The 23,032-nt window shown below is 63.0% G+C and carries 19 protein-coding genes and 1 pseudogene; 16 read left to right on the top strand and 4 right to left on the bottom strand.

The window, feature by feature from the left end; all coding sequences use genetic code 11:
- Positions 1-10: 10 nt before the first annotated feature.
- The 13 genes and pseudogenes from TU80_RS08825 (at position 11) to TU80_RS08765 (ending at position 14,578) form a co-directional block, all read left to right on the top strand.
- Positions 11-1,459, top strand: coding sequence for an alginate O-acetyltransferase (locus TU80_RS08825; RefSeq protein ID WP_046385355.1), 1,449 nt, complete (start codon positions 11-13; stop codon positions 1,457-1,459).
- An 8-nt stretch (positions 1,460-1,467) separates the two neighbouring features.
- Complete coding sequence (locus TU80_RS08820) at positions 1,468-2,577, top strand: mannuronate-specific alginate lyase (protein ID WP_090234772.1); 1,110 nt, start codon at positions 1,468-1,470, stop codon at positions 2,575-2,577.
- Positions 2,578-2,772: 195 nt separating this feature from the next.
- Positions 2,773-4,305, top strand: a complete 1,533-nt coding sequence (locus tag TU80_RS08815; protein ID WP_046384629.1) for an MBOAT family O-acyltransferase — start codon at positions 2,773-2,775, stop codon at positions 4,303-4,305.
- Between the two features lie 11 nt (positions 4,306-4,316).
- A complete protein-coding gene (locus tag TU80_RS08810) occupies positions 4,317-5,501 on the top strand; it encodes an alginate O-acetyltransferase (protein ID WP_046384630.1) in 1,185 nt (394 codons plus the stop codon).
- 16 nt (positions 5,502-5,517) lie between these two features.
- Positions 5,518-6,171, top strand: coding sequence for an alginate O-acetyltransferase AlgF (locus tag TU80_RS08805; protein ID WP_046384631.1), 654 nt, complete (start codon positions 5,518-5,520; stop codon positions 6,169-6,171).
- A gap of 221 nt (positions 6,172-6,392) precedes the next feature.
- Positions 6,393-7,844, top strand: coding sequence for a mannose-1-phosphate guanylyltransferase/mannose-6-phosphate isomerase (locus TU80_RS08800; RefSeq protein WP_046384632.1), 1,452 nt, complete (start codon positions 6,393-6,395; stop codon positions 7,842-7,844).
- Between the two features lie 594 nt (positions 7,845-8,438).
- On the top strand, positions 8,439-8,903 hold the full coding sequence (locus tag TU80_RS08795) for a hypothetical protein (protein WP_017845897.1): 465 nt from the start codon (positions 8,439-8,441) through the stop codon (positions 8,901-8,903).
- Positions 8,904-8,917: 14 nt separating this feature from the next.
- Complete coding sequence (locus TU80_RS08790; RefSeq protein ID WP_046384633.1) at positions 8,918-9,730, top strand: SDR family oxidoreductase; 813 nt, start codon at positions 8,918-8,920, stop codon at positions 9,728-9,730.
- Positions 9,731-10,132 (top strand): hypothetical protein, encoded by a 402-nt coding sequence (locus tag TU80_RS08785; RefSeq protein WP_017845899.1) that lies wholly within the window; start codon positions 9,731-9,733, stop codon positions 10,130-10,132.
- Between the two features lie 310 nt (positions 10,133-10,442).
- Positions 10,443-11,789, top strand: coding sequence for an efflux transporter outer membrane subunit (locus tag TU80_RS08780; RefSeq protein WP_234427154.1), 1,347 nt, complete (start codon positions 10,443-10,445; stop codon positions 11,787-11,789).
- Positions 11,789-12,919, top strand: coding sequence for an ABC transporter permease (locus TU80_RS08775; RefSeq protein WP_057004278.1), 1,131 nt, complete (start codon positions 11,789-11,791; stop codon positions 12,917-12,919). The genes TU80_RS08780 and TU80_RS08775 overlap by 1 nt, the downstream gene beginning before the upstream one ends.
- A gap of 109 nt (positions 12,920-13,028) precedes the next feature.
- Positions 13,029-13,679: pseudogene (locus TU80_RS08770) on the top strand (ABC transporter ATP-binding protein); the annotation flags it as partial.
- Positions 13,676-14,578, top strand: a complete 903-nt coding sequence (locus tag TU80_RS08765; RefSeq protein WP_046384637.1) for an HlyD family secretion protein — start codon at positions 13,676-13,678, stop codon at positions 14,576-14,578. The pseudogene TU80_RS08770 and the gene TU80_RS08765, both read left to right, overlap by 4 nt.
- A gap of 34 nt (positions 14,579-14,612) precedes the next feature.
- Here TU80_RS08765 and TU80_RS08760 read toward each other — a convergent pair whose 3' ends face one another.
- The 4 genes from TU80_RS08760 to TU80_RS08745 are packed head-to-tail and all read right to left on the bottom strand — an operon-like array spanning position 14,613 to position 19,397.
- Positions 14,613-15,473: an efflux RND transporter periplasmic adaptor subunit gene (locus TU80_RS08760; protein ID WP_046384638.1), complete on the bottom strand. Its 861-nt coding sequence runs from the start codon at positions 15,471-15,473 to the stop codon at positions 14,613-14,615.
- Positions 15,474-15,483: 10 nt separating this feature from the next.
- Positions 15,484-15,684: a DUF1656 domain-containing protein gene (locus tag TU80_RS08755; RefSeq protein WP_046384639.1), complete on the bottom strand. Its 201-nt coding sequence runs from the start codon at positions 15,682-15,684 to the stop codon at positions 15,484-15,486.
- The gene (locus TU80_RS08750) at positions 15,674-17,875 is read right to left on the bottom strand and encodes an FUSC family protein (RefSeq protein ID WP_057004276.1); all 2,202 of its coding nucleotides are present in this window, start codon (positions 17,873-17,875) and stop codon (positions 15,674-15,676) included. Before TU80_RS08750 ends, TU80_RS08755 begins: the two co-directional genes overlap by 11 nt.
- A 10-nt stretch (positions 17,876-17,885) precedes the next feature.
- Complete coding sequence (locus tag TU80_RS08745) at positions 17,886-19,397, bottom strand: efflux transporter outer membrane subunit (RefSeq protein ID WP_057004275.1); 1,512 nt, start codon at positions 19,395-19,397, stop codon at positions 17,886-17,888.
- 182 nt (positions 19,398-19,579) lie between these two features.
- Here TU80_RS08745 and TU80_RS08740 point away from each other — a divergent pair, with 182 nt between their 5' ends.
- The 3 genes from TU80_RS08740 to TU80_RS08730 all read left to right on the top strand — a co-directional run bounded on the left by TU80_RS08740 (position 19,580) and on the right by TU80_RS08730 (position 23,029).
- The gene (locus TU80_RS08740; protein WP_017845908.1) at positions 19,580-20,548 is read left to right on the top strand and encodes a LysR family transcriptional regulator; all 969 of its coding nucleotides are present in this window, start codon (positions 19,580-19,582) and stop codon (positions 20,546-20,548) included.
- 507 nt (positions 20,549-21,055) lie between these two features.
- Positions 21,056-22,030 (top strand): 2-hydroxyacid dehydrogenase, encoded by a 975-nt coding sequence (locus TU80_RS08735; protein ID WP_057004274.1) that lies wholly within the window; start codon positions 21,056-21,058, stop codon positions 22,028-22,030.
- A 96-nt stretch (positions 22,031-22,126) separates the two neighbouring features.
- Complete coding sequence (locus tag TU80_RS08730; protein WP_017845911.1) at positions 22,127-23,029, top strand: chemotaxis protein; 903 nt, start codon at positions 22,127-22,129, stop codon at positions 23,027-23,029.
- The last annotated feature ends 3 nt before the right edge of the window (positions 23,030-23,032 follow it).

Below are 23,032 nucleotides of genomic sequence, written 5' to 3'. Positions count from 1 at the left end.
GATGACCCTTATGCACCCACACATGATCAAACTGTTGAGCCTCTCGGGTCTGACCCTCGGCCTGCTCGCGGCCAGCCAGGGCGTGCGCGCCGACGAGATCAAGGCGCCGACCTTCAGCGCCGAACCGTGCTGCAGCCTGTGCCCGGCGGCCCACGACGCGAAGAACTACACCACGCGCTACCAGCAGAACTTCACCACCCTGGTGCAAGCCCAGGGCGACTGGCTGTTCCGTACCCAGGAAGACCTGCGCACCGAATTCGACACCAGCCCCGCCGGCTACAAACGCATGCAACAGCTGCACGATGCGTTCAAGGCCAAGGGCGTGGAACTGGTGGTGGTCTACCAGCCGACCCGTGGCCTGGTGAACCGCAACAAGCTCAACCCCGAAGAGAAAGCCGCGTTCGATTTCGACAAGGCCCTGGGCAACTACAAGAGCATGCTCGGCCGTTTCGCCAAGATGGGCTACGTGGTGCCGGACCTGTCGCCGTTGACCAACGAGCAGTTGCCCGATGAATTGCCGGCCCACGATTTCTACTTCCGCGGCGACCAGCACTGGACCCCTTACGGCGCCCAGCGCACCGCGAAAATCGTCGGCGCCAAAGTGCGCGCGATGCCCGAGTTCGCCGAGATTCCCAAGCGCGAATTCGAAACCAAGCGCTCCGGGCGCATGGGCAAGACCGGCACCCTGCACAACATGGCCGGGCAACTGTGCGGCACCAGCTACGCGATCCAGTACATGGACCAGTTCACCACCGAACCCAAGGGCGAAGCGGGCGACGGCGACCTGTTCGGCGATTCGGGCAACCCGCAGATCACCCTGGTCGGCACCAGCCACAGCGGCAAGAACTACAACTTCGCCGGCTTCCTCGAACAGGAAATCGGCGCCGACATCCTCAACGTCGCCTTCCCCGGCGGTGGCCTGGAAGGCTCGATGATCCAGTACCTGGGCAGCGACGAGTTCCAGAAGACCCCGCCGAAAATCCTGATCTGGGAATTCTCGCCGTTGTACCGCCTCGACCAGGAAACCATCTACCGCCAGATGATGGCGCTGCTGGACAACGGCTGCGAAGGCAAGACCGCGCAGATGAGCGCCAGCGCCACCCTGAAACCCGGCAAGAACGAATTGCTGGTCAACAGTTCGAACAAAGACCTGCGCAACGCCAACCATCAGGTCGACATCCGCTTCGCCGACCCGTCGGTGAAAACCTTGCAAGCCACCCTCTGGTACATGAACGGGCGCCACGAGGACATCAAGATCGAAAAACCCGAAACATCCGATACAGACGGGCGTTTCGCCTTTGAACTGCGCACCGACGAAGACTGGGCCTCGCAGAACTTGCTGGCCGTGGAAGTGCAGGGCCCCGAAGCGGGTGCTGCCGCGCAGAAAGTCGAAGCGAAAATTTGCACACGCAACGTATTCCCAAGCGGCGGTCAGAAGACTGCCTCACTCGGGCAATGAGGTTACCTATGCAGAAGTTATTGATCCCCACATTGCTGGGCCTGGCGATCTTCGCCGGTTCTGTGAATGCCGCCGCGCCACTGCGTCCGCCCCAGGGTTATTTCGCCCCGGTGGAAGCGTTCAAGACCGGCGACTTCAAGGACGGCTGCGACGCCATGCCGGCGCCGTACACCGGCTCGCTGCAGTTTCGCAGCAAGTACGAAGGCTCGGACAAGGCCCGTTCCACGCTGAACGTGCAGTCGGAAAAAGCCTTCCGCGACAGCACCGCCGACATCACCAAGCTGGAAAAAGACACCAGCAAGCGCGTGATGCAGTTCATGCGCGACGGTCGCCCGGAACAGTTGGAATGCACACTCAACTGGCTGACCAGCTGGGCCAAGGCGGATGCGTTGATGTCCAAGGACTTCAACCACACCGGAAAATCCATGCGCAAATGGGCGCTGGGCAGCATGGCCTCGGCCTATGTGCGCCTGAAGTTCTCCGACTCGCACCCGCTGGCCAACCATCAGCAGGAATCGCAGTTGATCGAAGCCTGGTTCAACCGGCTGGCCGATCAGGTGGTGAGCGACTGGGACAACCTGCCGCTGGAAAAAACCAACAACCACTCCTACTGGGCCGCCTGGTCGGTGATGGCGACGTCCATCGCCACCAACCGTCGCGACCTGTTTGACTGGGCGGTGAAGGAATACAAAGTCGGCGCCAACCAGGTCGACGACCAGGGCTTCCTGCCCAACGAACTGAAGCGCCAGCAGCGCGCGCTGTCGTACCACAACTACGCCCTGCCGCCGCTGTCGATGATCGCCAGTTTTGCCCTGGTCAACGGCGTGGACCTGCGCCAGGAAAACAACGGCGCGCTCAAACGCCTGGGCGACAAGGTGCTGGCCGGGGTCAAGGACCCGCAGATCTTCGAGCAGAAGAACGGCAAAGAGCAGGACATGAAGGACCTCAAGGAAGACATGAAATTCGCCTGGCTTGAACCCTTCTGCACCCTCTACACCTGCGCACCGGATGTGCTCGAGCGCAAACATGGGATGCAGCCGTTCAAGACCTTCCGCCTCGGGGGCGACCTGACCAAGGTCTACGACCCGACGCACGAAAAAGGCAACAAAGGCATCTGACGAAACGCGGTTAGAAATGTGGGAGGGGGCTTGCCCCCGATAGCAGTGTGTCATTCAACACAGATGGCGACTGTTACACCGCCATCGGGGGCAAGCCCCCTCCCACATTTGAGCAATACAACCTCCCCCCGGATTCGTGGGGGGGTTTGGGGGGGCTGCGGCCCTTGACTGTTGGTTAAACATGGAGAGATCGGGATGGTTTTCTCGTCCAATGTGTTCCTGTTTCTGTTCTTGCCGATCTTTCTCGGCTTGTACTACTTGAGCGGGCAACGCTATCGCAACCTGCTGCTGCTACTGGCCAGCTACGTGTTCTACGCCTGGTGGCGAGTGGACTTCCTGGCGCTGTTCGCCGCCGTCACGCTGTGGAATTACTGGATCGGCCTCAAGGTCGGTGCCGCCGGCGTGCGTACCAAGCCGGCGCAACGCTGGCTGCTGCTGGGCGTGGCGGTCGACCTGTGCATCCTCGGCTACTTCAAGTACGCCAACTTCGGCGTCGACAGTATCAACGTGATGATGAAGTCGGCGGGCCTGGAGCCGTTCATCCTGACCCACGTACTGTTGCCGATCGGGATCTCGTTCTACATCTTCGAGTCCATCAGCTACATCATCGACGTGTATCGCGGCGACACTCCGGCCACGCGCAACCTCATCGACTTTGCCGCGTTCGTGGCGATCTTCCCGCACCTGATCGCCGGCCCCGTCCTGCGCTTTCGCGACCTGGCCGACCAGTTCAACAACCGCACCCACACCCTCGACAAGTTCTCCGAAGGCTGTACGCGGTTCATGCAGGGGTTCATCAAGAAGGTCTTCATCGCCGACACCCTGGCGGTGGTGGCCGACCATTGCTTCGCCCTGCAAAACCCCACCACCGGTGATGCCTGGCTCGGTGCGCTGGCGTACACCGCGCAGTTGTACTTCGACTTCTCCGGCTACAGCGACATGGCCATCGGCCTGGGCTTGATGATGGGTTTCCGCTTCATGGAAAACTTCAAGCAGCCGTACATCAGCCAGTCGATCACCGAGTTCTGGCGGCGCTGGCACATCAGCCTATCGACCTGGCTGCGCGACTACCTCTACATCACCCTGGGCGGCAACCGTAAAGGCACGCTGATCACCTACCGCAACCTGTTCCTGACCATGCTGCTCGGTGGCCTGTGGCACGGCGCGAACATCACCTACATCGTGTGGGGCGCCTGGCACGGCATGTGGCTGGCGATCGAGAAAGCCATCGGCCTGAACACCTCGCCGCGCAGCTTCAACCCGATCCGCTGGGCGCTGACCTTCCTGCTGGTGGTGATGGGCTGGGTGATCTTCCGTTCCGAAAACCTGCACGTCGCCGGGCGCATGTACGGCGCGATGTTCAGCTTTGGCGAATGGTCGCTGTCGGAACTCAACCGCGCCAGCCTCACCGGCCTGCAAGTGGCGACCCTGGTGGTGGCCTACGCAACGTTGGCGTTCTTTGGCCTGCGCGACTTCTACAGCAACCGCCCTGCCGAGAAAACCAAGGCGGCCGACCCGAGCCTGATCAAGGCCGTACCGGGCGACGACCCGGGCAGCATCCACCAGCCAGGTTTCACCGTGGGCAAAGACGCCGCCGTGCAACCGGCCTACTGGACCGCTGACTGGCCACGCTACGCCATGCGCGCGGCGGTGCTGCTGCTGTTCGTGGCGTCGATTCTGAAACTGTCGGCGCAGAGTTTCTCGCCGTTCCTTTACTTCCAATTCTGAGGGAGCCGACCATGACCCGATCATTGCGCGTCCTCTATATCAGCCTGTTCCTGGTGGTGCTGCTCGCCCTGGGCGCCTGGTCGTTGCGCGGTTTCTTCGGCTTCAGCACCAATGCCGACGCCACCGTGCTCAACGGCCGCTGGACCAAAGCCGTCGAGACCCACTACGACGAACAGTTCCCGATCAAGCGCCTGGGCACCAACCTCTGGGCTGCGCTGGACTACAAGCTGTTCAATGAAGGCCGCCCCGGCGTAGTGCTGGGCCGCGATCACTGGCTGTACAGCGACGAGGAGTTCAACCCCGCCGTCAACGAAGAGCAGAACCTGGAGGGCAACTACGCCCTGGTCGAAGGCGTGCGCCAGCAGCTCAAGGCCCAAGGCATTCAACTGGTGCTCGCCATCGTGCCGGCCAAGGTGCGCCTGTACCCGGAACACCTGGGTGACGTGAAACCGGCGAGCATCCACGCCAACCTGTACCAGGACTTCCACGCCCGTGTCGCCGCCGACAAGATCCTCGCCCCCGACCTGCTTGGCCCGCTGCAACAGGCCAAGCTCGGCGGCCAGCAAGTGTTCCTGCGCACCGACACCCACTGGACCCCGGACGGTGCCGAAATCGCCGCCAAGCAACTGGCCAAGGCGATCGCCGACAAGGCCCCACTGAGCGGAGAACCGCAGCGCTTTGTCACCGAAGCCGAGAAAACCGCACCGCACAAGGGCGACCTGCGCCTGTTCCTGCCGCTCGACCCGCTGTTCGAAAACCTGATGCCGCCCAAGGAGCCGCTGGAAAAACGCGTCACGCACCTGGCCGAAACCAAAGGCGACGACGCGCTGTTCAGCGACAGCGAAACCCCGGTGGCACTGGTCGGCACCAGCTACAGCGCCAACCCCAACTGGAACTTCGTCGGGGCGCTCAAGCAAGCCCTGGGCAGCGACGTGATCAGCTACGCCGAAGACGGCCATGGCCCGATCCTGCCGATGCTCAGCTACCTCAAAAGCGATGACTTCAAGAACCGCCCGCCCCAGGTGCTGATCTGGGAGTTCCCCGAACGCTATCTGCCTGTCAACAACGAAATCGGCGATGCCGACCCGCAGTGGGTCGCGCAACTCAAACAAGCCGGTGCGCGCCAACAGAACATGGCTCTGAACACTCCAGCTAAACACCCAAAATCCGAGACGCCCGAACGGGCGCAAAACTGAAAGAGAGGTAACTCACATGACTTTCACTACTACTCCGCGTCGTCTCGCCAAGACCCTGGCCCTGGTTGCCGGCATGAGCGTTGTATCGATGTCCGCCTTCGCCGGTGACGCGGCCTTGTACGGCCCTGTCGCACCGAAAGGCTCGAGCTTCGTGCGTGTCTATAACGCCTCCAATCAGGAAGTCAGCGCCACCGTCGGCGCCACCAACCTGAGCGACGTCGCCCCGTTGGCCAGCAGCGACTTCAGCTTCATGCCCGGCGGCGACTACAGCGCCAAGGTGGGCAGCCAGACCGTGTCGGTCAAGCTCGCCGCCGACCACTACTACACCCTGGTCAACAACAGCAGCGGTCAGCCGCAGTTGATCGAAGAACCGCCGTTCAAGAACAAACAGAAATCCCTGGTGCGCGTGCAGAACCTCAGCGACAAGGCCCTGACCCTGAAAACCGCCGACGGCAAGACCGACGTGGTCAAGGCCGTCGCCGCCAAAGGCCGTGGCGAGCGTGAAATCAACCCGGTGAAGGTCAGCCTGGCGCTGTACGACGGCGACAAGAAAGTCGGCGACGTGAAACCGGTAGCCCTGGAGCGTGGTGAGGCGGCGGTGCTGTACATCACCGGCTCCGGTTCAAGCCTGTCGCCAGTGTGGGTGAAACGCCCCGTGTCGACCCGCTAAACATTTCTCGGACTGACAGCAACCCACTGTAGGAGCGAGCTTGCTCGCGAAAATCGCCACTGATGACGCGAGCATTCTGGATGTACGCGGTGTCTGGAAGTTCTTCGCGAGCAAGCTCGCGCCTACAGAGGGCAGAGGCGTCAGTTCGGACCGAGACAAAAACAAGAGTGGAACGACAAACCTTCGTAGCTCTGACCCAAATCGATTCAAGGAGAAACAGCATGATCCCAGTAATCCTTTCCGGTGGTAGCGGCTCACGTCTTTGGCCGCTTTCGCGCAAACAGTTTCCTAAACAGTTCCTGGCCCTGACCGGCGAGCACACGCTGTTCCAGCAAACCCTGGAGCGCCTGGTATTCGATGGCATGGACACTCCAATCGTGGTCTGCAACAAAGACCATCGGTTCATCGTCAACGAGCAACTGAGCGTGCGCAAGCTGGAAGCCCAGCGCATCCTGATGGAACCCTTCGGCCGCAACACCGCGCCAGCCGTGGCGCTGACCGCGATGATGCTGGTCAATGAAGGCCGCGATGAACTGATGCTGGTGCTGCCGGCCGACCATGTGATCGACGACCAGAAAGCCCTGCAACGCGCCCTGGCCCTGGCCACCGTGGCCGCCGAGCGTGGCGAGATGGTGCTGTTCGGCGTGCCGGCGACCCGTCCGGAAACCGGTTATGGCTACATCAAGTCCGCCAACGATTCGCTGCTGCCCGAAGGCGTGAGCCGCGTACAACAGTTCGTGGAAAAACCCGATGAAAAACGCGCCGTCGAGTTCGTCAAAAGCGGCGGTTACTTCTGGAACAGCGGCATGTTCCTGTTCCGCGCCAGCCGCTTCCTCGAAGAGCTGAAAAAGCACGACCCGGACATCTACGACACCTGCGTGCTGACCCTCGAACGCAGCGAGCAGACCGCCGACACCGTGACCTTCGACGAAGCCACCTTCGCCTGCTGCCCGGACAATTCCATCGACTACGCGGTGATGGAAAAAACCCAGCGCGCCTGCGTGGTGCCGCTGAGCGCGGGCTGGAGCGACGTGGGTTGCTGGGCGTCGCTGTGGGCGGTCAACGATAAAGACGTCAACGGCAACGTCACCAAAGGCGACGTGGTGATCCAGGACAGCAAGAACTGCATGATCCACGGCAACGGCAAGCTGGTGTCGGTGATCGGCCTGGAAAACATCGTGGTGGTGGAAACCAAGGACGCGATGATGATTGCCCACAAGGACAAGGTCCAGGGCGTCAAGCAGATGGTCGCCACCCTCAACGAACAAGGGCGCAGCGAAACCCAGAACCACTGCGAAGTCTACCGTCCGTGGGGCTCCTACGACTCGGTCGACATGGGCGGGCGTTTCCAGGTCAAGCACATCTCGGTCAAGCCGGGCGCGTGCCTGTCGCTGCAGATGCACCACCACCGCGCCGAACACTGGATCGTGGTCAGCGGCACCGCCGAAGTCACCTGTGACGAGAACGTGTTCCTGCTCTGCGAGAACCAGTCCACCTACATCCCGATCGCCTCGGTACACCGCCTGCGCAACCCGGGCAAGATCCCGCTGGAGATCATCGAAGTGCAATCGGGCAGCTATTTGGGCGAAGACGATATCGAGCGGTTTGAGGATATCTACGGTCGCTCGACGCCGGTGGAACGTGGCGTGTCGGTGAAAACGATCGCGCAGTAAAACAGTCGTAAAGAAGCCCTCGCCCAGGTCATTGCGTCCCCTATCCGCAGTGGCTTGGGTGGGGGCTTTTTGTTTGGGATTTGCGCTGGCTGTGAGGGCCTCATCGGGGGCAAGCCCCCTCCCACATTTGAATGTATTCACAGATCAAAGGTGGGAGGGGGCTTTTTGTTTGGGATTTGTGCTGGCTGTGAGGGCCTCTCGGGGGCAAGCCCCCTCCCACATTTGAATGTATTCACAGATCAAAGGTGGGTGGGGGCTTTTTGTTTGGGATTTGTGCTGGTTGTGAGGGCCTCATCGGGGGCTTTTTGTTTGGGATTTGCGCTGGCTGTGAGGGCCTCATCGGGGGCAAGCCCCCTCCCACATTTGAATGTATTCACAGATCAAAGGTGGGAGGGGGCTTTTTGTTTGGGATTTGTGCTGGTTGTGAGGGCCTCATCGGGGGCAAGCCCCCTCCCACATTTGAATGTATTCACAGATCAAAGGTGGGAGGGGGCTTGCCCCCGATGAGGCCCGCCCGGCCACCGCAGCACTCAAGGTAGCCAATCCCACCTACGCTTAAGTTAGGATGCTCGTTCCCTATTCGAGGTGGTCTCCATGTTCTTCGGCGTTCTCCTGATCATCACCTGGCTGGTCCTGCTGCTGCGCTATCCGGCCAAAGCCCTACCCGTATCGCTGGCCGCCGCTGTGGGCCTGGGGCTGGTGGGCGTGTGGGTGGTGTGGTTGGACAATCGTGAAGCGTCGCAACTGGCGCGCCTGGAGCTGCGCATTGTCTACGCCCCGCAGGACTGCCCGGCCGACCGCCCACTGAAGCTGACCCTGAACAACGGCAACGACGTACCGCTGACCGAACTGCGCTGGCGCGTCGCTGCCTATGCGCCGGGCGATACGGTCAACCTGGCCGACAACGTCTACGCTGCCCCACGCTATCGCGGCCCCGGCGAGTTGCAGGCCGGCGCCACCTGGGACGACTGCCTGCCCACCCCGCCGCTGCGCCCTGGCTACCGCCCGCAAACCCTGGAATTTCGCGCCGAGCATTTGCAAGGCAGCTTCTCGGACTGACAAAGGACCGATCCATGCCCAACGTACTCATCACCGGTTGCTCCAGCGGCATCGGGCGCGCCTTGGCCGAGGCCTTCAAATCCGCCGGCTTCGACGTGTGGGCCAGCGCCCGCCAACCGGAAGACGTCGCCGGCTTGTCCGCCGCCGGCTTCAACGCGGTGCAACTGGACGTCAACGACAGCGCCGCCTTGCAGCACCTGGCCGAGCAGTGGGGCGAGCTGGATGTGCTGGTCAACAACGCCGGCTACGGCGCCATGGGCCCGTTGCTCGACGGCGGCACCGAGGCGCTGCAGTGTCAGTTCGAAACCAACGTGTTTTCCATCGTCGGCGTGACCCAGGCGTTCTTCCCCGCGCTGCGTCGCGGCAAAGGCCTGGTGGTGAATATCGGCAGCGTTTCCGGGGTGCTGGTGACACCATTCGCTGGCGCCTACTGCGCCTCCAAAGCCGCCGTGCATGCCTTGAGCGATGCCCTGCGCATGGAACTGGCGCCGTTTGGCGTGCGGGTGATGGAAGTGCAACCGGGCGCAATCGATACCCGCTTTGCGAAAAACGCCGGGGCCCAGGCGGAGCTGTTGATCAACGAACAATCGCCGTGGTGGCCGTTGCGCGAAGGCATCCGCGCGCGCTCCCGGGCCTCCCAGGACAACCCGACACCGGCCAGCCGATTTGCCAGCCAGGTCCTGAACGCCGTGCAACAACCGACACCGCCCCGCTTATTGCGCGCGGGCAATGGCAGTCGGGCACTGCCGTTGATGGCGGCGTTACTGCCCAAAGGGTTGTTGGAAAACGTATTGAAGCGACGCTTTGGTTTGAATAGGAGTTTGTAAATGATCGACTACAGCGACTTTTTCGAAGAAGTGATCCAGACCCACGTCGAGATCGAACAGTGGTTCGCCGGCGTGGCGCCTGAAGGCACGCTGCAAAGGCTGCTCGCGCGCTTCTCGCCGGAGTTCAGCATGATTGCGCCCTCCACCGGCACACGCATGAACGCCGCTGGGGTCAATTACCTGTTCACCCGCCTGGGCGGCCAGCGGCCAGGGTTGAAGATCACCTTGAGCGAACTGAGCGGCATTGACCGGCATGCCCGCGGCGCCGTCGTCAGTTACCGCGAACATCAGATCGACGACAGCGGCACCCAGACCGATCGCCGCGCCACGGTGGTCTTCGAGAAACAGGCCAGCGGCGCACTGCTGTGGCGCCATTTGCACGAGACGTACTGCCAGGCCTGAACCGCCAGGCAACACCCCGCCAGTATGCGCGCAAGCCTCCCCCCGCTTGCGCGCACAGCCCATCGCCCTGAGTCCCCCGCTCATTGGCGGCAATACAATTTCGCTACAGAACTGAACGGACACTCTCGCTAGAGTGACGCGCTGACCTCTGACTCAACACGCTCAGACCTCATACCTCGCTTGTCGTTGATCGCTGTTCGCGTCGATTCGACACAGCCGTTCCGGTACCTCTTGGGTGACCCCTATCAAGCCTTTAAACAAATCGCGCGCCTGTCGGACGCTGCTCACACTGTCACTGGGGTTAACTGCGGTGACAGGCTGTTCGGTCGCACCTCTGCCCGCGTTGAAACCGCCCGCGCCAGAGGCATGGCGCAATGCACCGTCCCCTCTGGCGCCGGCCAAGCCCGACCTCAATCGGTGGTGGCACGCCTTCAATGATCCTGAACTCGATACCCTGGTGGATCAGGCATTGCACAACAACCTCGACGTCGCCGCCGCAGTCGAGCGCCTGCGGGCTGCGCGAGTGCTGAGCCAACATTCGCAAGCGCCCTATCTGCCCTCGCTCGGGATCAAGACCCACGACGCGATAAGCCCCGACACCAGCAGTTCGTACTTCCTGATCGGCTTCGATGCGCAATGGGAACTGCCACTGTTCGGCGCCAGGCAGAGCGCGGATCGCATCGCCGAGGGCAACCAGGCGCTGGTGGCCGCCGACTTGCGCAGCGTCCAGGTGTCGCTGGTCGCCGAAGTCACCCGGCATTGGGTTGAGCTGCGTTCGGCGCAACACGCCGAACGCGCGCTGACGGCCATTCGTGACGCTCAGCAGGAAAAACTGGCGCTGCTGCGTGTGCGCGAGCAACTTGCCCTGGCGCCGCACGCTGACGTGGCGGGCGCCGAGGCGGAACTGGCGCGAGCCGAGATGCAGCTGAGCGGGCCGCAACAACGGATCCACCGCCATGCACAGCAGTTGGCGCTGTTGTCGGGTCGGCCGGAGCCCGACCCGCGCTGGCTGCAGCCCGGACCGCAGCCCACGCTCGGCCAGTGGCAACTCAACAACGTGCCGGCGGACCTGCTGCGCACACGCCCGGAAATTGCCAACGCCGAGGCCGAGGTTCTTGTGGCCGCCGGGGAATTGGGGATGAGCCGCGCCGATATTTACCCGCACCTCAGCCTGGGCGCTTCGTTGCAGTGGTCGCTGAACATTGCCAGCAACCGCAAGCGCACGCCCAGCGGCAACAGCATTTTCTCGGCCGGGCCGGGGATCAGCATCCCGTTGTTCGACTGGGGCCAACGTATCGCCACCGCACGCGCGAAAGACCACCTGTTGCAGGCAGCGGTTCTGACTTATCGCCAGGCCGTGTTGCAAGGCGTTGCCGAAGCCGAAATCGCCCTGGGCGACCTCGAACAAACGCGCCTGCGCGAGCACGCCTCGCGCCAGGCCCATAAGGCGACGCAGACGCGCCTGGAGGCCTTGCAACAACGCGAGCGCCTGGGGCTCATGAGCCCACTGGAGCTGACGAGCGCCCACGTGCAGGCACTGCAAGCCATGCGACAGGCCGACAGCGCCAGCACCGAACGGGACATCGCCTACATCGCGCTTTATAAAGCCCTGGGCGGCGCACCGTTACCGAACCCGACAGTGAAGGATGCTGACTGATGGTGGCGCTTGCCCGTCTGACACTGATCCACGAATGGCGGCGCTTCCTGCCCGCGATGATTGCCGTAGGCTTCGCGGGGCTGCTGCAGTTGCTCCAGGCCGCGCTGGTGCTGGGTATTTTCGGCAGTGCCAGCGTCTATATCACCGGCTCTACGGCGGACCTCTGGGTCGGTTACCCCGGCACGCAAAGCGTCAACCTCGGGAGACCGATCGATGCCGGCGTGGAAATGCGCCTGCGCATGGACGCCGACGTCCTGCGTGTCGAGTCGTTTCGCTGGGTCGACGCCGATTGGCGCGGTGCGCGAGATACCGGTGGCGTGTCGGTGTTTGTCAGCGGCATCGACGCCGGGCCAGACGGCCTGATGTTTGCGCGCGCCCTGCCGACGGCACTGCGCGCCCGCCTGGCCGAGCCCGGTGCGGTGATCGTCGACCGCGCCGATCTGAGCACCCTTGGCGTGAACCTGGGGGACGCCGCGACCATCAACGGGCAACGTGTGCGCGTGGTGGGCGTCACCAGCGGCCTGCGCGCGCTGGGCGGGGTCAATGTGCTGGCGTCGCTGGCCACCGCCCGGCAGCTCGACACCACCACCGCGGCAGACCGCATCACCTACCTGGTGGCCAAAGTGCGCGATCCCGCTCAGGCCGGTGCGGTTGCCGCGCGCCTGAGCAACGGTCCTGCGTTCGGTAACTATTCGGTATGGACCGCACAACAGTTCGCCCAGCGCTCGCAGATGTATTGGATGTTCGACACCGGCGCCGGTGCCGGCGTGCTGTTTCTGGCCGCGATTGTGTTCCTGGTGGGCGCGGTCATCACCAGCCAGACGCTGGTCGCCGCCGTCGTCGGTTCCATCCGCGAATACGCCACCTTGAACGCCCTTGGCGTCGGCTTGAATGCCCTGCGCAAAGTGGTCATGGAGCAGGCTTTCTGGGTCGGGGCACTGGGGCTGCTGGGCAGTTCGGTGCTCGCCGGCCTGTTCTTCGCCCTGGCGGCGCACTACAACGTGCCGGTGCAGCTCTCGCCCGTCGCGGCCCTCGCCTGCCTGTGCCTGAGCATGCTCCTGGCACTCGTGTCGGGCCTGGCGGCCATCCGCACCTTACGCCACGCCGACCCGGCCAGCCTTCTGAGATAGCACTGCCATGAGTCTCCTGACATCCGCCACACCCTTCACGCTGCAAGCCAGCAGTATCAGTAAATCGTTCACCTCGGGGCGGGTCGTAACCCCAGTGCTGCATGACATTACCCTGGCGATACGGCCCGGCGAACTGACCCTGATCTCAGGCCCGTCCGGCTGTGGCAAAAGCACGCTACTGGCGATCCTCAGCGGCCTGCAGCAGCCCGACCGCGGCAGCGCATCGGCCCTGGGGCACGACCTTTCAAGCCTCGACACGCGGGCCCTGGAGTATTTTCGCCTGCGCCACACCGGCTTCGTATTCCAGGGGTTCAACCTGTTTCCGGCGTTGACTGCGCAGCAACAGGTCGAGCTGCCCTTGAGCTACCTGGGGCTGCCGAGCACGGAAGTCCGAGCGCGCGCCATCGAGGCGCTGGAGGACGTCGGGCTGGGCTCGCGCATGCAACTGCGCCCGGCCGAATTGTCCGGCGGCGAAAAGCAGCGCGTAGCGATTGCACGCGCCGTGGCAAAGGCCCCCGAGTTGTTGTTCGCCGACGAACCGACCAGCGCCCTCGATGCGGCCAACGGCCAGATCGTGATCGATATTTTGCACCGCATCGCCCGCACGCGTGGCACCACGGTGCTGTGCGTCAGCCACGATCCGCGCCTGATCAGTAATTGCGACCGCGTGCTGACCATAGAAGACGGCCGCATTTTGAACGATCAATCCCTTCCCTTCCAACCGGCCGCTATGGTCGGAACCCAGGAACACTCTGTATGAACGCGCGCCCGCTTCGCTCTTGGCTGCTTCTGAGTACCGCACTTGTATTGCTGAGCGCCTGCTCCCGTGAAGATGCGCCTTCCACGCCGACGTCATCGGCGCCAACCTACCTGGCCGTCGCACGAGGCCGTATCGATGTGGAAGGCGGTTTGCTCAAGCTCGGCGCGAGTCGCGACGGCGTGGTCGCCGAGATCAAGGTGACGGAAGGCGAGCAGGTCAAGAAAGGCCAACTGCTCGCCACCCTGGACAGTGAACTGGCGCAACTGGCAGTCGCCGCCGCACTGACCGAGCAACGCCAAGTGCAGATCCAAGCCAAACAGTTGGCAAGGCAGCTCAAGTTCGCCGAGCAGCAGGCCAGCCGCCTGACCGCCGCCGCCAAGGCAGGCGCCGGCGACAGCCAGAGTGCCGATGGGGCCCACGAGGCCGCCGAGCGCTTGCGCGACGAGATTGAAAAAACTCAGACAGACGCCGAAGTCGCCGCGAGAAAGCTGACGGCGGCACGCTACGAACTGGCGCAACGCAGCCTGCGTGCGCCGGTCGACGCCGAGGTGGTTCGGCGCCTGATTCAACCCGGTGCCGCAGTGTCTGCACAGTCCGGGCCGGCTTTCGTTTTGTTGCCGAACCAGGCGCGTATCGTAAGGGCTGAGCTCAACGAGTCATTCACCGGCGCGGTGCGCCCCGGGATGAAGGCCGAAGTCACCGATGACAGCGCCGATGGTTCAGTGGCGCTGACCGCCCATGTAGTGCGGATCAGCGCGGTACTGGGCAACAGCACCCTGGAAGACGACGCCTTGGTCAGGGCCAATACGCGTACCGTTGAATGCATATTGGCGTTCGATCAGCCGGCGCCGCCGTCTCTGCGCGTGGGGCAGCGCCTGCTGGTGCGGTTTGGGCCGTAGGTAATCGTCACGACCCGCCCAGCCCGACAGAGGTTCAGTGCTGGATAGAGTCGACAATCACCGTGCAGGTAATCCCCGCCGCCAACAACACGCCTTCGGGCACTTCATCGATATGAATCCGCACCGGCACGCGCTGGGCCAAGCGCACCCAGTTGAAGGTCGGGTTCACGTCGGCGATCAGTTCGCGGCTCTCGGGGTTGTCGCGGTCGTAGATGCCGCGAGAGATGCTTTCCACATGGCCCTTGAGGGTTTCGCCGCTCATCAACTGCATATCGGCCTTATCGCCGACCTTGACGTGGGGCAGTTTGGTTTCTTCGAAGAAGCCATAGACCCAGAACGAGTTCATATCGACCACGGCCATCTTGGCTTCGCCGATGCGCGCGTAGTCACCGCGATGCACGTTGAGGTTGGTGACGTAGCCGTCGACGGCCGCCACCACTTGCGTGCGTTTCAAGTTCAGTTCGGCGGCTTCCAGTTGTGCCTGGGCGTGCTGGTAGTCGGCGAGGGCCGAGTCGGCGACGTTGCTGGCGTCGTCGCGGTTTTCCCTGGAGATCACCAACGCGTCGAGGTCGGCGCGGCGGTGGGCGTTGTCCTTGCGCATTTCCCAGGTGGCTTTGCGCGATGCGACAAGGGCTTGTGCCTGTTTGACGGCGAGGCGGTAGTGCTCGGGGTCGATCTGCATCAGCAGGTCGCCCTTTTTCACCAACTGGTTGTCACGCACCGGCACGTCGACCACTTCGCCGGTGACGTCGGCGGCGACGTTGATGATGTCGGCACGCACGCGGCCATCGCGGGTCCAGGGGGTTTCCATGTAATGCACCCACAGCGTGCGGCCAATCCAGATCGCCAGAGCCAGAACCAGCAAGGTCGCGAGCAGGCTGAAAAACTTTTTCATCGGGGCATTCTCAACGGTAGACGGTCAGCGCCAGGGCGCCGAACAGGCAAACGAACAGGCTCAGGCGCAGCAACGCCGGGTGCCAGAAAAAACGGTACAGATCGAACCCCGCCAGGAAGCGGTCCAGCGCCCAGGCCAACCCCGCCGCAATCAAAAACATCAGGGTCACGGTCGGCATGTAAATGCCGTGGAACGCGATTTCACGAGGCATGCCCAGCTCCTTTCAACATAAGCGCGCCTTGGGGCTTGTAGGCCGCCAGCGGCGATTGCGGGTCCAGCAGCGAAGTGCGGATGAAGTGCAGGTAGCTTTTCACCCGACGCAGGGCCGAGGTATCGAAGTGCGGCGCGAAGGGTTCGTCGGTCGCCTGCACGCGGCTGATCGCATGGTCGACGGCAATCAGCCCGCGCTCCAGGTTGCTGGCGCTGGGTTGCAGGAACAGGCGCACCAGTGAGCGGCCCATCACGCGGATCGCCTGGCGCCAGGGCTGGGATTCGGCGTAGGCCGGGTGGATCGGCAAGATCGCCTGTTCCTTGCGCAACTCGATGATCGCATGGCCGACTTCAAGCACCACGAACATCCAGCGCAACAGGTTGCGTTGCACTTGCGGCTGGCCGACAGCGAGGCCGTAGGCCTGGTGCAGCAGGTCGCGGGTGCGGCTTTCGAAACTCGACGCCAGGCCCTTGAGCTTGCCGCTGATCGCGTACACCACTTGCTCGCGCAGGTCCTGTTCCAGGCGGCGCCACAGCCAGCGGCTGTTGGGCGGCAGGATGATCGCCCCTGCCGCCGCGCACACCAGCATGCCGATGATCATCGCGATGTAGTCGTTGATAAAGTTGTAGGGGTTGTAGACCGTGAGGTTGTCCGGCACCGAACCGGTGCTGAAAAAGATCAGCAGGCCCACGCCGACCCCGGCGTATTGCGGGCGTGAAGCGAGGAAGGCGCCGAGGATGATCACCGGCGCGAGCATCACGCACAGCAGCGGGAAGCCGTCGATCCAGGGAAACACGAAAAACATTTCGACGAAGCCCACCAGCGCCCCGATCAGGGTGCCGCACGCCATCTGGAACGCCATGCGTTTGGGGTTCGGTGTGGCGGCGGACAGGCCGACGGTGGCGGCGGCGATCATGGTCATGGTCGCGCCGCTCGGCCAAGCGGTCGCCACCCAGTAGCTGCCGAGCACGATCAGGATGAACGACGCCCGCACCCCCGAGGCCACGCAGGCCAGCCAGTTGGTTTTGGGGATGAAGGTTTCGTCCCACTGTTCCCGCGCATGGCTGTGATCGGCCAGGGAGGCGTGGGTCTGTGCGTAGTTGTGCAGGTCGTCGACGAAGCGGTAGAGCAGCTCGTAGGCGGTATGAAAGTCCAACTGCTCGTCTTCGCTCGGGTTGCCTTGCTGGAAGATCGCTCGCAGGCTGCGGACCTTGGCGGGCAAGCCGTCCTTGTAGACGCTCAACTGGTTGACCAGCCGCGCCGCGTCGGGGCTGGTGAGGGCGCGGCCGGAGAACCCGTCGAGCACCTCGGCCAAGTCCTGCAAGCCCGGTTTGATTTCGGCGACAACGTGGTCCGCGGCATCGGCACGCAGGCGTTCGAGCAACTGGTGCAAGGCGTTGAAGCGCGTGGTGATACTCATGAATTCGCTGTTGAGGCGACTGAGCCGGCCATTGCGCCGACGCATGTGCGGGTCTTCGAACACGGTGAGGCTGCGCAGGCCTTCCAGGCCCACGGCTTCGGCGATAAAGCGCACGTTGGTGCTTTCGAAGCTCTCGCGCTGGCTGCGCCCACGCAGGCCGTCGGTGACGAACAGCGCGAATACGCCAAACCGCTGGTACAGCGCGTTGCGCATGGCCGCACTGGAGGTCTGCGGCAGGATCGCCGCGCTGACCAGCGTGGAGACCAGAATCCCCAGGGAAATTTCCAGCACCCGCCACACGGCCGCCATGAACGCTCCGTCCGGGTGGGCCAGGGACGGCAGGCCGACCATCGCAGCGGTGTAACCGGCGAGCACGAAGCCATAGGCGCGAAAGTTGCGGTTGCGCGTGGCGCCGGCGGTGCAGATCCCCACCCAGATCGCCAGCGAGCCGAGGAACAGCTCGGTGTTCTGCGCAAACAAGGCGATCAGGAACACCATCACCGCCGACCCGGCCAAGGTGCCGAGGAAGCGATAGAAGCTCTTGGCGAACACCTGGCCGCTCTGGGGTTGCATCACGATAAACACGGTGATCATCGCGGTGCGCGGTTGCGGCAGTTCCAGGCGCATGGCCAGCCACAGCGTGGCGAACGCAGCGATCAGCACCTTGAAGATGTACACCCAGGTCACGCCGTCACTGCGTGCCCAGTCGAAAAAGCCACGGCGCCACTCAAGGGAATACAGCCAGCGCAGCGGTGCAGGCAAGGGAGTCATCAAATCCTACTCAGTGATCGAACACGGCGAGCGCCGCCGGGGTCTTGCTCGGGACAGTCTTGGTGTCTTGCGGAACATCGTTGCCGGCGCCCAGCCCGCCGCCCAGGGCGGTCACCAGGTCGGCATGGGCCGTCAGACGCGCGGCCTGCACCTGCTGCTCGACTTGCTGCTGGCGGAACAACAGGGTCTGGGCGTTCAGCACATTGAGGTAATCGGTAAGGCCGCGCTGGTAGGCGATCATCGCGATGTCGTAGGTTTTCTGCGCCGAGGCCACCGACTCTGCGGCGAAGCCCTTTTGCTTGTCCATGGATTCGCGGCGGATCAACTGGTCGCTGATGCCCTTGAGCGCGTTGACCAGGGTCTGGTTGTAATGCGCCACGGCGATGTCATAGCCGGCGCTGGCTTCACCCAGCTGCGAACGCAGGCGGCCGCCGTCGAAGATCGGCAGGGTGATGGCCGGGCCGACGTTGTAGTTGAATTTCTTGCCGGTCAGAAAGCCCAGCATGCCACCGCCGGTGGCCATGTAGCCGAGGCTGCCGACCAGATCGACGTTGGGATAGAAGCCGGCGTGCGCGACATCGATGCCACGCGCCTGCGCTGCCACCTGCCAACGGCTGGCGACCACGTCCGGGCGCTGGCCGAGCAATTGCGCGGGCAGGCTGGACGGCAATTTCAGCGGCGCGCCGAGGGACAAGGTCGGACGTTGCAGTCGCGCGCCCTCGCCCGGGCCTTTACCCGCCAACGCCGCCAACTGGTTGCGGCTCAGGGCGATCTCTTCGTCCAGGGCATCGAGTTGGCGATGGGTCTCGGGCAACGGGGTTTCGGCCTGGCTCACATCGAAATGCGTGCCAATGCCCGCGTTCAGGCGTTTATTCGCCAGGTCGAGAATCTGCTGTTGCTGGGCCAGCGTGGCCGCGACGATGTCGCGGTTGGCGTAATGCAACGACAGCTGGATATAGGCGCGCACTACGTTGTTCTGCAGTTCGAGCTGGGCCTGGCGTGCTTCGGCCACGCTCATGTGCGCCAGGTCGACGGCACGCTCGGTGGCGTTGCTTTCGCGGCCCCACAGGTCGAGGGCATAGCTGAAGCCCAGGGACGTATTGTTGTCCCAGGTGTTGGAACCGCTCAATGCACCCGGGCCGTAGAACTGGTCGTTCGGCCAGTTGTGGCGCTTGAGGGTGGTGTCGCTGTTGATCTGCAACGACTCGGCCGACTCGACAATCCCGGCCATGGCCCGCGCTTCACGCACACGCGCGGCAGCCATGGCCAGGCTCGGGCTGTCGTGGGTCGCGAGTTCGACCCAGCGGTTGAGCTGGGGATCGCCGTAGGCCTGCCACCATTGCGCGGTGGGCCAGCGGGCGTCCCGGGCGGCGCTCTGGATCGCCTCGTCGGTGGCCAGGGTATTGGCGCTGAGGGCCTGGTCTTGGGGGGCGATTCCTCCGGTTCCGATGCAGCCGCTGATTGCTAACGATAAGGCCCAAACACTGAGAGTCTTCAGCTCTCTGCTGATGCGACGCGGCACTGCTGCGAATTCCTGAGGTGGGTGATGCAGGGTAGGTGGTGTAATTCTAGGACGCGAGGGGAATGACGATAAGCTGGTATTCCTGTGAATCTTTATTACCGTTCAGGCGATAATCCCTTCGTAGGGATCACTGGTCTACGTAACTTTCTGTCACAATTTGCTATCTCCCTTGAGAACACCCCATGGACACTTTGCAAAACATGCGCGCCTTCAGTTCTGTGGCCGAAGCCGGCAGCTTCACCGCCGCCGCCGCACAACTGGACACCACCACCGCCAACATTTCGCGCGCGGTCTCCAACCTGGAGGCCCATCTGCAAACCCGCTTGCTCAACCGCACTACCCGCCGCATTGCACTCACGGAGGCGGGTAAACGCTATTTATTACGCTGCGAGCAAATCCTGGCCTACGTCGAAGAAGCCGAGGCCGAAGCCAGCGACGCCCACGCGCGCCCCGCCGGCCAGTTGAAAGTGCATACCATGACCGGTATCGGCCAGCATTTCGTCATCGACGCCATTGCCCGCTACCGCCGCACTCACCCGGACGTGACCTTCGACCTGACCCTGGCCAACCGCGTGCCGGACTTGCTCGATGAAGGCTACGACGTGTCCATCGTGCTGGCCAGCGAACTGCCGGACTCGGGCTTCGTGTCCCAGCGCCTGGGCATCACCTACAGCATCGCCTGCGCCTCGCCGGACTACGTCAAGGCCAAAGGCTGCGCGCAACGGCCCCACGATCTGCTCAACCACGCCTGCCTGCGCCTGGTCAGTCCGGTGGTCCTGCTGGATAAATGGAGCTTCAACGGCCCTGACGGCCAGGAAAGTGTCGCGATCAACACATCGCCGTTCCTGGTGAACTCGGCCGATGCGATGAAAACCGCCATCACCAGCGGCATGGGCGTCGGCCTGTTGCCGGTGTACGCCGCCATCGAAGGCCTGCGCAACGGCACGCTGGTGCGGGTGATGCCCAACTATCGCTCCCAGGAACTGAACCTGTACGCCATTTACCCATCGCGCCAGTACCTGGATGCGAAGATCAAGACCTGGGTGGAATACCTGCGCGGTTCGCTGCCGGAAATTCTCGCGGCGCACCAGGCGGAATTGGTCGCGTATGAGTTGAGCGGCAGCCTGGGCGGCGTGCGGATGGCGAACTGATTTCTGCCAGACGATAGCGATCCAATGTGGGAGGGGGCTTGCTCCCGATAGCGGTAATGAAGTCATGCATGTATTGGCTGACACACTGCTATCGGGGGCAAGCCCCCTCCCACATTTGGATCTCCATGGATCAGATAGAACCCATTTGGCTCTTGCTCTTAGGAGCGGCCTTATAACCAACCTGAGCCTGGAAACTGGACTCGGTCAAAAATGTAGGAGGGGGCAAGCCCCCTCCCACATTTGGATCTCCATGGATCAGATAGAACCCATTTGGCTCTTGCTCTTAGGAGCGGCCTTATAACCAACCTGAGCCTGGAAGCTGGACGCGGTCAAAAATGTGGGAGGGGGCTTGCCCCCGATAGCGGTAGTGAAGTCATGCATGTATTGGCTGACACACTGCTATCGGGGGCAAGCCCCTTCCCACAGAGGTTCAACGGTGTCCTGACAATTGCCGGCAGGAATGTTAGCTTGCTTGGCATTCTTCCGTAGTCGATGAGCCCGCCTGCAATGAAAAAGACTGTCCTCGCCTTCAGCCGTATCACCCCGGAAATGATCGAACGCCTGCAACAGGATTTCGAGGTGATCGCCCCCAACCCCAAGCTGGGCGACATCAATGCACAGTTCAATGAAGCCCTGCCCCATGCCCACGGCCTGATCGGCGTGGGGCGCAAGCTGGGCCGCGCGCAACTCGAAGGCGCGAGCCGGCTGGAAGTGGTGTCCAGCATCTCGGTAGGCTATGACAACTATGACGTGGCCTACCTCAGCGAACGCGGGGTCATGCTCACCAACACCCCCGACGTCCTCACCGAAAGCACCGCCGACCTCGCCTTCGCCCTGCTGATGAGCAGCGCACGCCGGGTGGCCGAGCTGGACGCTTGGACCAAGGCCGGCGAGTGGAAAGCCAGCGTGGGCGCGTCGTTGTTCGGCTGCGACGTGCATGGCAAGACACTGGGCATCGTCGGCATGGGCAATATCGGCGCCGCCGTGGCCCGGCGCGGGCGCCTGGGCTTCAATATGCCGATTGTGTACAGCGGCAACAGCCGCAAGCCCGCACTGGAGCAGGAACTGGGCGCACAGTTCTGCAGCCTGGATCAGTTACTCGCCGAAGCGGACTTCGTCTGCCTGGTGGTGCCGTTGAGCGAAAAGACCCGGCACCTGATCAGTCATCGCGAGCTGGGGCTGATGAAATCCAGCGCGATCCTGATCAATATTTCCCGCGGCCCGGTGGTCGACGAACCGGCGCTGATCGAAGCCCTGCAAAGCCAGCGTATTCGCGGGGCGGGGCTGGACGTGTATGAAAAGGAACCGCTGGCCGAGTCGCCACTGTTCCAATTGAGCAATGCGGTGACCCTGCCGCACATCGGCTCGGCGACCCATGAAACCCGCACAGCCATGGCCAACCGCGCCCTCGACAACCTGCGCAGCGCCCTGCTCGGCCACCGCCCGCAGGATCTGGTCAACCCGCAGGTATGGAAGGGCTGAGATAAGTCAACTTCATCGGCCCATTCCCCTAAAGCCTGGGCCGATGAAGTCGATAACCCTCCATAGATGATCAACCCTGATCCACAGAAGGTTTTTATGTCCACGTCTAAAGCCCGCGCAGACTCACTCTCGCTTCTGCTCTTTACCTTGCGCAGCGGCAAGTTGATGGCCATTAACCTGCTGAAAGTCAGCGAAATCATCCCGTGCCCGCCGCTGACCAAGCTGCCGGAGTCCCATCCGCACGTCAAAGGTATCGCCATGCTGCGCGGCACCTCGCTGTCGGTGATCGACCTGAGCCGCGCCCTCGGCGAAATGCCGTTGGAAGACCCGGACGGCGGCTGCCTGATCGTCACCGATGTCAGCCGCTCCAAGCAGGGCCTGCATGTGCAGGCGGTGAGCAAGATCGTGCATTGCCTGACCACCGATATCCGCCCGCCGCCCTTCGGTGCCGGCGGCAATCGCTCGTTTATCACCGGGGTCACCCAGGTGGAAGGCGGGCTGGTGCAGGTGCTGGACATCGAAAAAGTCATCCACGGCATCGCCCCGGCACCGATTGAAATGGCGCCGACCGACTTGACCATGGAAGAGGCCGAAGTGCTGGGCAACGCGCGAATCCTGGTGGTGGATGACAGCCAGGTCGCCCTGCAACAATCAGTACACACCCTGCGCAACCTCGGCCTGACCTGCCACACCGCACGCAGCGCCAAGGAAGCGATCGACGTGCTGCTGGAACTGCAGGGCACCGTCGAACAGATCAATGTGGTGGTGTCGGACATCGAAATGTCCGAAATGGACGGTTACGCCCTCACCCGCACCCTGCGCGAAACCCCGGACTTCCAGGACCTTTACGTGCTGTTGCACACCTCCCTGGACAGCGCGATGAACAGCGAAAAAGCGCGCGTGGCCGGGGCCGACGCGGTGCTGACCAAATTCTCCTCGCCCGAACTGACCAAATGCCTGGTGGTGGCCGCCCAGACCGTGGCGCAAAAGGGCCTGTAAGCG

The sequence above is a fragment of the Pseudomonas veronii genome, assembly GCF_001439695.1.
In the GTDB taxonomy this organism is placed as follows: Bacteria; Pseudomonadota; Gammaproteobacteria; order Pseudomonadales; family Pseudomonadaceae; genus Aquipseudomonas; species Aquipseudomonas veronii.
The sequence above is the reverse complement of the archived record's forward strand: the minus strand, read 5'-3'. Positions and strand labels throughout refer to the sequence as shown.